We start from the raw sequence: 12,735 nt of genomic DNA on the forward strand, positions 1-12,735 counted from the left end.
AGAAGTCCGGGGCTCGTGTTATTATTTGATTGGGTGTTATTCTAATTATACACGCCTTCTTTTTCTCTTATTATGCCTTTCTCATATTTGTTGGCACGTTTACCTGAATAAATTACAAGTTGACTGAATTTGGGTCTTCCAACCTGAATTTGTCCATTAGAAAAAACATATAGATAGACATTTTTCATAGTCTTATTCCATACTATTTTACCGTTAGAGTCTGTTACTTTTACTTTAACCCTATGCTTATTAACGAAAAAGTAATCTGGGCTATTGGATTTGATAGCAACTTCTACATCGGTATATATTTCGCCTTCTATATCAAAATGTAAAACTTTACGAATTAACTCTACACCTTCCATTGGCGGTGCTTTTTCAGTTTCATCGTTGGTGCTTTGAGCAAAAGCAAACGAATCAAATGAAAGCGTGATAATTAGAAAAGCAATAAATTTTTTCATAGCTTCATCATTTTAAGTATGCTCTTAAGTTACCTATTTACTGCGCTCGATAAGCGAACGGATGTTCTGGATCAGCATCGCTACGGCCACCGAGTTGAAGCCGCCTTCGGGAATGATCACGTCGGCGTATTTCTTCGACGGCTCGACGAACTCCTCGTGCATCGGCTTCACTGTCGAGGTGTACTGCGTGATGACCGACTGCATCGTGCGCCCGCGCTCGCAGACGTCGCGCAGGATACGCCGCGCCAGCCGGATGTCGGCGTCGGTGTCGACGTAAACCTTGATGTCCATCAGGTCGCGCAGCTCCTTGTTCTCGAAGATCAGGATGCCGTCGACGATGATCACCTTCGAAGGTTTCACGCTCACGCTCTCCGACGTGCGGTCGTGGTCGACGAACGAGTAGACCGGGTGTTCGATGGGCACGTTGTTCTTCAGCGCCTTGATATGCTCCACGAGCATCTCCGTGTCGAAGGCCTGCGGATGGTCGTAGTTGAGTTTCGTACGCTCCTCGTAGGTGAGTTCGGGATGCGCCTTGTAGTAGTAGTCGTGGCAGAGCGTCACCACGTCGTCGCCGACGAACGCTTCCTGCAAACGCTTGACGAGCGTCGATTTTCCCGAGCCGGTTCCCCCGGCGACTCCGATTACCGTTACGTTCATAAGATCAGTAAGTTTTTGATATTATAGACCGTTTCATCGCATCTGATCGTCTTTATTCGCCGCCTCCGGCGTCGTTTGCAAATCCGACCCTCCTCTAAATCCTCTCCTCGGAGAGGACTTTATGGCATCCGTCGTCAGGATTATTCTCAACAATGCGATTTGCGGTGGTTATTAAAAAAAAGGATCACCCTCCTGAAGAGGGCAATCCTTTTTTTTGACTGTCGTTTATGCGTCGATATTCGCGTAATGCGCATTTCGCTCGATGAACTCGCGGCGGGGCGGAACCTCGTCGCCCATCAGCATCGAGAAGATGCGGTCGGCTTCGGCGGCGTTCTCGATGTTCACCTGGCGCAGGATGCGCGTGTCGGGGTTCATCGTCGTCTCCCACAGCTGGTGGGCGTTCATCTCGCCGAGACCTTTGTAACGCTGGATGTGCACGCCCTTGCCGAACTCGGCCGAGATCTCGTCGCGCTCCTTCTCGGTCCAGCAGTAACGCTCCTGCTTGCCCTTCTTCACGAGGTAGAGGGGCGGGGTGGCGATATAGACGTGGCCGTTTTCGATCAGTTCCTTCATCTTGCGGAAGAAGAACGTCAGCATCAGCGTGGCGATATGGCTTCCGTCGACGTCGGCATCGGTCATAATGATGATCTTGTCGTAGCGCAGTTTTTCGAGGTTCAGGGCCTTGGAGTCCTCCTCGGTTCCGATCGTGACGCCGAGGGCCGTGAACATGTTCTTGATCTCCTCGTTCTCCCACATGCGGTGCTCCTGGGCCTTCTCGATGTTCAGGATCTTACCGCGCAGCGGCATGATGGCCTGGAAATTCCGGTCGCGGCCCGATTTGGCCGTACCGCCTGCTGAGTCGCCCTCGACGAAGAATATCTCGGCGATCGAACGGTCGCGGCTCGAACAGTCGGCGAGTTTTCCGGGAAGCCCGGCGCCCGACAGCACGGTTTTGCGCTGCACCAGTTCGCGGGCGTGGCGCGCCGCGTGGCGGGCCGTAGCCGCGAGGATCACCTTCTGCACGATGGCCTTGGCGTCCTTGGGGTTCTCCTCCAGATAGTCGCCCAGCGCCGAGGCCAAGGCTTGGTCGACGGCGGCCGCAACCTCGTCGTTGCCCAGTTTGGTCTTGGTCTGTCCCTCGAACTGCGGCTCCTGCACCTTCACCGATACGACAGCGGTGAGTCCTTCGCGGAAGTCGTCGCCGTTGATGTCGAACTTCAGCTTGGCGAGCATGCCCGAATCCTCGGCGTACTTCTTGAGCGTACGGGTCAGCGCACGGCGGAAGCCCGTCAGGTGCGTACCGCCCTCGATGGTGTTGATGTTATTTACATAGGAGTGTACGTTCTCCGAGAACGAATCGTTGTATTGCATGGCCACCTCCACCGGGACGCCGTTCTTCTCGGTGTCGAGGTAGATGATCTGCTCGACGATCGGCGTGCCGCGCGTGGCGTCGAGGTATTTGACGAACTCCTTGAGTCCCTCCTCCGAGTAGAAGTGGTCCTCGCGGGTCTTGCCCTCCTCGTCGGGACGCTTGTCGTAGAGGTTCAGGCTGATGCCCTTGTTCAGGAACGCCAGCTCGCGCAGGCGGTTGGCCAGGATGTCGTATTTGTATTCGGTGGTATGCGTGAAGATCGAGCCGTCGGGCTTGAAGGTGATGATCGTACCGCGGTCCGTACATTCGCCGACCACCTCGACCTGCGAGGTCGGGGCGCCCTTGCTGTATGTCTGGCGGTAGATCTTGCCGTCGCGGCTGTGGATTTCGGCGATCAGCAGCGTCGAAAGCGCGTTGACGCACGAGACGCCGACGCCGTGCAGACCTCCCGAGACCTTGTAGCTGCCCTTGTCGAACTTACCGCCGGCGTGGAGCACCGTCAGCACCACTTCGAGCGCCGATTTGCCCTCCTTCTCGTGGTAGTCGGTCGGAATGCCTCGGCCGTTGTCCCTGACGGTGATGGAGTTGTCCTCGTTGATCGTCACGTCGATGTCGGTGCAGTAGCCCGCCAGCGCCTCGTCGATCGAGTTGTCCACGACCTCGTAAACCAGGTGGTGGAGACCCTTCTCGCCGATGTCGCCGATGTACATGGCGGGACGCTTGCGCACCGCTTCGAGGCCCTCGAGGACCTGGATGTTCGACGCGGAATATTCTTCTTCTTGTTTTTTTACGTTTTCTAATTCGGTACTCATCGTAGTCTTTAAATATCGTACAAATATACGAAATATTTCCGGATAAAACAAGCGTCCGGAAACGGCTTTACAGACGATTTTTTTGCCTGTTCGTTCGCTTTGCGGCCCCGGCGCGGAATTTACGCCAGCTCGGCCTTGAGGTCCACCTCGCGGATCCGGCCCTTGGAGAAGAGCACGGCGCGGGCGGGGTAGTTCTCGATCAGGGCGGTGTTGTGCGTCGACATCACCACGGCGCAGCCCTGCGAGGCGATCTTCTGGAACAACTGCATGATGCCGTCGGCCGTCACCGGGTCGAGGTTGCCCGTCGGCTCGTCGGCCAGCAGCACCTGCGGGTCGTTCAGCAGCGCGCGGGCGATCACCAGCCGCTGCTGCTCGCCGCCCGAAAGTTCGAAGGGCATCTTGTAGCTCTTGGCCCCCAGTTCCACCAGTCCCAGCACCCGGTCGATGCGTTCGCGGATCTCCTGCTCGCGCTTCCAGCCCGTGGCCTTCATCACGTAGTAGAGGTTCATGAAGACGTTGCGGTCGGTGAGCAGCTGGTAATCCTGGAAGACGATGCCGATGCGGCGGCGCAGGTAGGGGATGTCCCTGCGGCGCAGGCGGCGCAGGTCGAAGCCTGCGACATATCCCTTTCCCGTAAGGAGTTGCACCTCGGCATATAAAGTTTTGAGTAAACTGCTTTTTCCGCTCCCGACACGGCCGATCAGGTATACGAATTCGCCCGGGGCCACCGAGAGGTTGACCTCAGAGAGGACCATTTCGCCCCGTTGCAGGAGTTTCTTCTCCGAGCAGCCGCCGAAGGGATCGTCGGCGTGGTAGATAGCCACGTCGCGGAGATTTACGACATATTTTTCATTCATAGCGTCTCGCTCTGTTTTCCGAATAAATAAACAAAAAATAGCAAAAAGCCGGGAGGGTGCAAAACTGAATCACGGGCAATTTCAGTAAAACGTTCTGACTCCGAAAAGGGTTGTTACGACCCCGCCCCCAAAGATACGAATAAGCCGAATACAATGCCAAATTTATTTGAGCATTGTTGAAGCGGAGTATCTAAGGCGAAGCCAAAGATAAGCAAAATATTCGTATACCCTTCTTCCGTCCGGCGAAAAAGCGCTCCGTTTTCGCCCGGAGGACGGCTGTGGCCGGAATGTGCCTTGCGCAGAACGGATTTGTGTCTAAAAACGCTACCCATTATTTGCATATTCCGGCCTCAATGCCTACTTTTGTTAGATGCCTTTTTCCAGGGATTTGACAAAATTATGAAAGAACACGAGATTCTGCAAGCGGTCATGCGGGATATGAATGCCGGCTGGTGGGAAGCGGACATGTCCCGCCGGGTTATCCGCATGTCCGGTTTTTTGCAGGACCTGCTCCGGTTTCCGACTCCGGAAATCGGATTCGACGAATTCAAAAGCCATATTCCGGAGCCTTACATGCGTTATTCCGGCTCCGAAACTTGCCTGTTCCACGGTGATAGCACGCTCGAACGCACGCTCCCGTTGGTCCTGCCCGACGGGCGGCAGCAGTGGTTCGTGTGGAAATTGATTCACCGCGAGACCGCACCCGATGGCGATATGCTGATCGGTTACGTGCGGCCTGCCGGACCGGCGCAGGGGGAGGGGACGGTCGGGCCTGACAAGGCGCGTATCGACGATTTGCTCTACCGCCTCACCAGCATTTCGCACACGCTGCTGTCGCTGCTGCACACCGGGAAGACCGGAGACACGGTGAACAAGATACTCCACGAGGTGCTCACGATGTTCCGCGGCGGACGCGCCTATATCATCGAGTTCGACTGGGAGCGGCGCACGCACGACTGCACCTATGAAGTGACGGCGGACGGGGTTTCCAGCGAGCAGGACCGTTTGAGTTCGCTCCCGATGGACGATTTCCCGTGGTGGACGGAGCATATCCAGCAAAACCTGCCGATCATCCTTTCGGACCTCGACGAACTGCCTCCCGAGGCGTCGGGCGAACATGATCTGCTGGAGGTGCAGGATATAAAGTCGCTGATCATCATGCCGCTGGTCTCCCGCGACAAGGTGTGGGGGTATGCCGGTATCGACATCGTCGGGGAGCACCGGAGCTGGACCAACGAGGACTGCCAGTGGTTTGCCTCGCTGGTCAATATCATCGGTCTGTGCCTCGAGTTGCAGCGTTCCGAGCAGGCGGCGCAAGACGACCGGCTCTATCTGCAAAGCCTCTACCGCCACATGCCCCTGGGCTACGTCCGGATGAAGCTGCTCTACGGCGAGGACGGGGCGCTGTGCGACTACCGGATCGTCGAGACGAACGACGCCACGGACGAAATCGTGGGCGCTTCCCGGGAGACGTACATCGGACGCACGGCCTCCGAACTGGGCATCGACCTGGAAAAACACCTCGCAGGCCCCGCCGAGGTGCTCCGGACGGGCAGTTACGTCGAAGGCGACATCTGCGCCGACCCCGGGGACCGTTACCTGCACTACGTTCTCTACTCCACGGGCGAGGACGAGATCACGGGCTTTTTCCTCGACCAGACCGAAATCCACCAGGCACACGAGACGATCCAGCGCAACGAGAAACTGCTGCGCAACATCTTCGACAACATCCAGGTCGGCGTGGAGCTTTACGACCCCGACGGCAGGCTGGTCGACATCAACAACAAGGACATGGAGATCTTCGGCGTTTCCCGGAAAGAGGACGCCGTGGGACTGAACTTCTTCGAGAATCCGCTCGTGCCGCAGGAGATCCGCGAGGGCGTCCGTCAGGGGCGCGAACAGGCCTTCCGGCTCAACTATCCCTTCGACCGGCTGGGCGGCTACTACACCTCGGCGAAAACCGGATTCCTGGAGATTTACACCACGGTCAACATGCTCTACGACTCGCAGGGGCGGCTGGCCAACTTCATGCTGATCAACATCGACAATACGGAGATCAACCGCGCCCACTCGCGGCTCGCGGAGTTCGAAACCTCGTTCTCGCTGGTGAGCCGCCTGGGGAAAATGGGCTACTGCCGTTTCGACCTGCTGACCAAGGAGGGCGACGGAGTCCCGCAGTGGTATCTGAACCTCGGGGAGAAGCCCGAAACGCCGCTCCGGGAGATCATCGGCATCTACCCGCATGTCGACCCGGCCGACCGCGACGCGATTATCCGGGAGATCACGCGCGTCAAGGCGAACGAGTCGGACAGCTTCAACCTCGACCTGCATATCCTGAACGACGACGGTTCGGAGAACTGGACCCGGATCAACGTGGTGCGCAACCCGATGAACAACGATCCGAAAAAGATCGAGATGGTCTGCGTCAACTACGACATCACGGAGCTGAAGATGACCGAGAAACGGCTGATCGAGGCCAAGAACAAGGCCGAGGTCAGCGACCGTCTCAAATCGGCCTTCCTGGCCAACATGAGCCACGAGATCCGCACGCCGCTCAACGCCATCGTGGGCTTCTCGAACCTGCTGGCCGAGACCGACGACCCCGTGGAGCGGAACGAATACATCCATGTGGTCGAGGAGAACAACGACCTGCTGCTCCAACTCATATCCGACATTCTCGACCTTTCGAAAATCGAGGCCGGGACATTCGACTTCAACTTCGGTTCGGTCGATGTCAACCAAATGTGCGAGGAGGTCGTGCGGTCGCTGAGCCTCAAGGTGCAGGACCGCCCCGTCGAGTTGCGTTTCATCCGCCGCGAGGAACGGTGTTGCATCCTGGGCGACAAGAACCGGCTGACGCAGATCATCACCAACTTCATCAACAACGCCCTCAAATTCACCGCCGAAGGCAGCATTACGCTCGACTATGCAATCGAGGGGGACAACGTGCGTTTTTCGGTCGAGGACACCGGTACGGGCATCGACCGGGAACATCTGAAAAATATCTTCGAACGGTTTGTCAAGCTCAACAATTTCGTGCAGGGCACGGGGCTGGGACTGTCGATCTCGAAGTCGATCGTCGAACAGATGGGCGGGCATATCGGCGTCGAATCGGAACTCGGCAAGGGTTCGCGTTTCTGGTTCACCGTGCCGGTCGGCTCGTGCGCCTGCGCGCCGGAACATCCGGCCGGGGCGCCGCCTGCGCTCGTGCCGGCGGCCCGCGACGGCAAACGGCCTTTGCTGCTGGTCGCCGAGGACACCGACAGCAACTACCTGCTGGTGTCGCTGATGCTCAAGAAGGAGTACGACGTGATCCGCGCCGGCAACGGCGCGGAGGCCGTGCGGCTCTGCGCGCAGACGAACCCCGATGCGGTGCTGATGGATATTCGGATGCCCGTGATGGACGGACTGGAGGCCACGCGGCAGATTCGCAGCAGCGGCAGTCAAGTTCCGATCATCGCCGTGACGGCGTTCGCCTACGACCGTGACCGCCAGAAGGCCCTCGATGCCGGGTGTAACGAGTATCTCGCCAAACCCCTCACGGGCGACAAACTGCGGCAGACGCTCCGCCAGCTGCTTCGGAACGGATAAGCGGGGACGGTTTCCGGCCGCGGAGGCTCCGGATCCGGGAAATCCCACAGCCGATGCCTTCGGTCCGGCGGGGCTGCGCACGGCATTTGTCAAATAAATTTGCGAATGCCCGCGGTTTGTACTATCTTTGCACCGTTTCCGATTGACTTTGCGCGGAAAGACCGGGGGTGCCTGGTTTTGACAGCAGGCAGAGTTTGATTGTAAGCACGCCGAGCGCTGTGTGGCGGCTCGTTAATCCCGATGCTCAAACTACAAATGGCAATAACAGCCTTGCACTCGCTGCCTAATTTTCAAGGAAAATTGGCTTAATCGCCGAAGCCCAGGCGCTTTGGCGACGAGTATCCCGAAGGGACGTTCCGCTCTTTAACGGCTCTTCATACGGGGTATCATCCATTTAGAGATAGTGCGCCGGAGTGTTCCGGCCGGTGCGCGAAAATCAAGGAACTGGGCCTCGTGTTCGGTCGCTGCCTGCCAGGCACGGGGAGAAGGATCAAATGGCGGCTAAGCGTGTAGAAAGCTTTCGGGTTCCCTGTTTGGACGCGGGTTCGACTCCCGCCACCTCCACTGAAAATCAAGTAGTTATGAGAAAAATCCTGTAATTCTGAGAATTACGGGATTTTCTTTTTGTGCCCTGTATGCAGTTCTCGGCAGGATTCGGAAAGAGTTTACTTGGAGAATTCATGGGAGTTGCAGTTGGACTTCCCAAGTCCAAGTAAAAGTCCAAGAGAGTACTGTATATTTCTCTGTATTGCAGTATTTTACGCTTGCAAAACTCGTTTATTTTACTTATCTTTGTACCATCGGATTTCCCGATAAATTCATCGTAACGATGCTATCCATTTTATTTTTTGTTAAGCGGAGGAAACCGCTTAAAGATGGCTCTGTGCCTATCTTTATGCGTGTCTCCTCCCATCAGGAGTATGTTGAGTGCTCGCTTCGGCGGAGCACTATGCCGTCCCAATGGGTTACGGCCAAAGGCAGGGTAAGGAACAATACCCTCGTAAACAAACAGTTGAACGAGTATCTCGACCAGCAGGAGTTTCGGATTTACGACATTGAAAAAGGGTTGTTGGCCGAGGGTAAGCAGGTAAGCGTTCAAGAGGTAATGCGGCAATACCGAGGTGTTGAACAGCCGGAGGGTGAAATGCTGTGCAAACTTTATGAGGAGCACAATTCCCGGATGAAAGAACTGATTGGAAAGACGGTGGCTGCCAATACCTATAAACGGCATCTGACCTCGCTGAAACTGTTCCGGGAGTTTTTGACAGCGACTCGCGGCATCGGCGATATAGAGGTTAAAGCGTTGGATGCACAACTCATGGAGGAGTATCAGCATTACTTAATGACGGTTCGGAGTAACAATAACAACACGACGGTCAAGTATTTGCGTAATCTGAGCAAGATTGTGAATCTTGCAAAAACGCGGGGACTTATTCAGACCAATCCAATAGATTTGCTACCTCTTAGAATGCAAACAGTTGAACGGGAATTTTTGACGCAGGATGAGTTGAAACGGCTGGAAGAAAAGCAGATCGGCATTTCGCGTTTGGAACAGGTTCGCGATGTTTTTCTGTTTTGTTGTCTGACCGGATTAGCTTATGTCGATGTGGCCTCTCTCAGCACGGAAAATATCGTCGAGGGTAAGCGGGGTAGGCAGTGGTTGCGAAAAGCCCGAAACAAGACCAACAATATGTGTAACATCCCTTTATTGCGCCCGGCATTGCGTATTTTGGAGAAATATGCGGAATATCGGGCTGCGACGGGAAAGCTATTGCCTGTACCGAGTAATCAGAAGATGAACGCTTACCTCAAAGAGCTGGCGACGTTGTGCGGAATAACTAAAAATCTGACGACACACTGTGCCCGGCATACTTTCGCCACGACGGTTACTTTGGCAAATGGAGCTTCGTTGGAAAATGTTTCGAAAATGTTAGGTCATAGTAGCGTGCGCATGACCCAGCATTATGCCAAGATTCTGAATGGTTCCATTGAACGTGATATGGATAAAATCGAATCAGAGCTGATAGGAGAAAATGAATAAGCATAAGGGCTGGAGTATCTAACTCCAGCCCTTTTCCTTTCTAATCTCAGTCCTAAGCCCTGAGCAAGTATATTATTAATAAGACATAATTTACTGAGTCAAAGGAATCCAAAAATTTTATTTTTTAATTTTTTTCCAGCTTTATCCGCACAAATCCATTCCAATCCCCACCTGACCCCTCCCCGCCTACGGCGTGGGGGATAGTCCCCCGTCACAATCCTTTAAAATCAAATTTTGGTATGGAAAGTACTCTGAAATTCATCAAGACATGGGAGGTTGCTCAGTTCAAAGCCCAGCAGGAGGTTGATAAGCTGGAGGTAAAGCGAAATCCCCACACAGGCAAGGTATTCTTCGTCTATGGCTGTGAGTGTGGCCCTTGCAGCCGGAAAGTGGAAGAGGGGCTTCTGACGGACCCTGTGGTCTCTCAAGTGTGCAATGCCGAGACAGGGGAGATGTTTATGATGCTCCACCAGCGTGGAGAGGGAGGAGCACCTACATTGGCTGTGTTTTAGGCTTTTCACTCTCAATACAGGCAGGAGGCTTTGGGCTTTCTGCCTGTTTTATAAATTTCCCCAGATAGCCGGATTGGTTAGAATATTTGCTAAAACATTAGACGCTACATCTGATCCGAAACTCTTTATTTTATCAAATATTTTAGTGCGAGCCTTTTTAACATCTGGCTCCTGTGCATAAATCTCTTTTATTTCTTTAACCTGCTTACCTGTTAATTCATCTCTAACCGCGTCTATAAATATCTCAATAGCTATACTTTGAGCCTGTTTTTGTGTCTGGGTCTGAGTCTGATTAACATTTATATTTATTGCTTTATCCCCTTTGCTTGAAGGTGTAATAGAATTTTTTCGAATAATTGTTGGATTATCTCTACAAGCTGTTAGTACTCCTATGAGCATGTCGAAAGAAGATGGGGACCGATAGCCACTTTGGAAAGATGTAATAGCGTTTTCAAAATCTTCTATACATCTGTCTCCCGGAAATTCTGCGGATAATATCCGAATAGTTGATTGTTTCCAGATTTCATAACGAGAAGTATCGGAAATAGAATAACCATATTTAACTTCATATATGCTAGCTTTTATTGCTAATGCCTCTGTGATTGATTCTTCAAGTGTTTTGCAAGCCATAATATTATATTTTTCACAAAAATAACAATTTTATCTTTTATTCCTATGTTAACCATCCGCCCCTCTACAAGACACCGGGCCAAAATCAAATTAGCCCTCCAAGGCTGTGCAGGTTCCGGGAAAACCTATTCAGCCCTTTTATTAGCTTATGGCCTGACCTCCGACTGGTCTAAAATTGCCGTCATAGATTCAGAAAATGGCTCTGCTGACCTCTATGCCCATCTGGGAACTTATAATGTGGTTTCCCTCGGAGGAGACTACTCCCCGGAACACTACATCGAGGCTATTGCCCTCTGTGAAAATGCAGGCATGGAGGTAATCATTGTGGACAGTATTTCCCAATGCTGGGACTATCTGCTGGATTTCCACGCAGGACTGCAAGGCAACTCCTTTGCCAACTGGGCCAAGGTCACACCCCGTCAGAATGCCTTTGTGCAGAAAATCCTCCAATCTCCGGCACATATCATCTGTACCATGCGTACCAAACAGGATTATGTGCTCAATGAGAAGAATGGCAAGTTAGTCCCCGAAAAAGTAGGGCTGAAAGCCATGCAAAGGGATGGCATGGACTATGAATTTACCGTCGTCTTGGACATAGACCTCAAACACCATGTGCAGGCTTCCAAAGACCGGACAGGGCTATTCATGGGCCGTCCCGAATTTACCATCACCCCGAAAGTAGGGCAAGCCATCCTGAACTGGTGCAACCTCAATTCCCAGCAAACTATCGTACAACCCCAAACATCCCAAAACTATGGAAACAGCACTCCAGCTCCATCCTGTTAGACAAAATCTGATTCCCCTGCCAGTATCTCCGATTCTTCCAGCCTCTGACCATGCGGAAGAGGAACCTTTGAAACCCTTTGTGGAAGCCAACACCAAAGCTGTCACCTTACGGCATCTGCAAGAGGATTGTGTGGTTCCTGTCTTCTCCAAAGACAATGAGGTGACCATCTCCCATCCGGCCTTTGTGGAGACAGTCTATGAGGCGGCACAGGAGTTCTTTCGGGGAGAGAGCATCGACAGCCCTGAGATAAGGGTAAGCCATATCATCAAGGGGAGAATCCCCGAAGCTATCCATAAGCCCGTGAACCAGCTTTTGGAGACAGACAAGACCATCTACTACGAGCGGATGATGTTCTGCTTTGAAATTCCCACTATCCACGAGGACATCGACGGAAACCCCTTAAAGCTGACGGTAGGAGGAGTAAGGGCCTACAACCATGAAAACCTCTACAACAGGAAATCTGCGGAGAAATTCAAGGTCTTCGTGGGCTTCAAAAACATGGTTTGCTGTAATATGTGTGTCAGTACGGACGGCTATAAAAGTGAAATCAAGGTAATGAACACACAATCTCTCTTTAAGGCTGTCATGGAGCTGTTTCAGCTCTATAATCCGGAGAAGCACACAAGACAGATGCAAAACCTGCTGAGTTCCTCCATGACGGAACACCAGTTTGCTCAGTTTCTGGGTAAGTCCCGGCTTTATCAATGTCTGCCGCAGGAGGAGAAACGAAAACTGCCTCAGCTCCTGATGACAGACACCCAAATCAATCTGGTGGCAAGAGCCTACTACCAAGACGAGGATTTCGGGGTGGATGCATTCGGCCGGGAGATTTCCATGTGGAGGGTCTATAACCTCCTGACAGGGGCCAATAAGTCCTCCTACATCGACAATTTCTTGGACAGGGCACTCAATGCCTCACAGTTGGCAGAGGGCATCAATAAGGCCCTTTATGGAGAGAGTGAGTACAGGTGGTTTGTGGAGTAAAAAAGTAGCCCCTTTAATTAATAGGGGCTACTTT

At 53.2% G+C, this 12,735-nt stretch carries 10 protein-coding genes and 1 other RNA gene; 6 read left to right on the forward strand and 5 right to left on the reverse strand.

Annotated elements, in window-relative coordinates:
• Window positions 1-41: 41 nt before the first annotated feature.
• From ACGHP5_RS14750 to ACGHP5_RS14765, 4 genes are all read right to left on the reverse strand, one after another.
• On the reverse strand, window positions 42-458 hold the full coding sequence (locus ACGHP5_RS14750; protein WP_149887292.1) for a hypothetical protein: 417 nt from the start codon (window positions 456-458) through the stop codon (window positions 42-44).
• A gap of 33 nt (window positions 459-491) precedes the next feature.
• Entirely contained in the window at window positions 492-1,115 is a 624-nt protein-coding gene (gene udk / locus ACGHP5_RS14755; protein WP_149887291.1) for a uridine kinase, read from the reverse strand.
• A gap of 225 nt (window positions 1,116-1,340) precedes the next feature.
• Entirely contained in the window at window positions 1,341-3,299 is a 1,959-nt protein-coding gene (gyrB, locus tag ACGHP5_RS14760; RefSeq protein WP_015546062.1) for a DNA topoisomerase (ATP-hydrolyzing) subunit B, read from the reverse strand.
• A gap of 119 nt (window positions 3,300-3,418) precedes the next feature.
• Window positions 3,419-4,156 carry a cell division ATP-binding protein FtsE gene (locus tag ACGHP5_RS14765; RefSeq protein ID WP_295905645.1) on the reverse strand — a complete coding sequence of 246 codons (738 nt, stop codon included), beginning with the start codon at window positions 4,154-4,156 and terminating at the stop codon, window positions 3,419-3,421.
• Between the two features lie 399 nt (window positions 4,157-4,555).
• Between ACGHP5_RS14765 and ACGHP5_RS14770 the strand changes: the two genes are divergently transcribed.
• The 4 genes from ACGHP5_RS14770 to ACGHP5_RS14785 all read left to right on the forward strand — a co-directional run bounded on the left by ACGHP5_RS14770 (window position 4,556) and on the right by ACGHP5_RS14785 (window position 10,300).
• A complete protein-coding gene (locus tag ACGHP5_RS14770; RefSeq protein ID WP_390567449.1) occupies window positions 4,556-7,747 on the forward strand; it encodes an ATP-binding protein in 3,192 nt (1,063 codons plus the stop codon).
• A gap of 163 nt (window positions 7,748-7,910) precedes the next feature.
• Window positions 7,911-8,314, forward strand: a transfer-messenger RNA (tmRNA) gene (ssrA, locus tag ACGHP5_RS14775).
• A 262-nt stretch (window positions 8,315-8,576) separates the two neighbouring features.
• On the forward strand, window positions 8,577-9,788 hold the full coding sequence (locus ACGHP5_RS14780; RefSeq protein ID WP_390567451.1) for a site-specific integrase: 1,212 nt from the start codon (window positions 8,577-8,579) through the stop codon (window positions 9,786-9,788).
• Window positions 9,789-10,027: 239 nt separating this feature from the next.
• The gene (locus tag ACGHP5_RS14785) at window positions 10,028-10,300 is read left to right on the forward strand and encodes a hypothetical protein (protein ID WP_390567453.1); all 273 of its coding nucleotides are present in this window, start codon (window positions 10,028-10,030) and stop codon (window positions 10,298-10,300) included.
• 48 nt (window positions 10,301-10,348) lie between these two features.
• On the opposite strand, the gene ACGHP5_RS14790 is transcribed toward ACGHP5_RS14785, so the two are convergent.
• Complete coding sequence (locus ACGHP5_RS14790) at window positions 10,349-10,930, reverse strand: peptide chain release factor 1 (protein ID WP_390567455.1); 582 nt, start codon at window positions 10,928-10,930, stop codon at window positions 10,349-10,351.
• Window positions 10,931-10,975: 45 nt separating this feature from the next.
• Here ACGHP5_RS14790 and ACGHP5_RS14795 point away from each other — a divergent pair, with 45 nt between their 5' ends.
• Window positions 10,976-11,716, forward strand: coding sequence for an AAA family ATPase (locus tag ACGHP5_RS14795; RefSeq protein ID WP_390567456.1), 741 nt, complete (start codon window positions 10,976-10,978; stop codon window positions 11,714-11,716).
• A complete protein-coding gene (locus ACGHP5_RS14800) occupies window positions 11,685-12,701 on the forward strand; it encodes a DUF3871 family protein (protein WP_390567458.1) in 1,017 nt (338 codons plus the stop codon). The genes ACGHP5_RS14795 and ACGHP5_RS14800 overlap by 32 nt, the downstream gene beginning before the upstream one ends.
• Window positions 12,702-12,735: the final 34 nt, after the last annotated feature.

Origin of the sequence: Alistipes sp. i18-0019-D1 (assembly GCF_042852885.1) — a bacterium.
Lineage (GTDB): Bacteria > Bacteroidota > Bacteroidia > Bacteroidales > Rikenellaceae > Alistipes.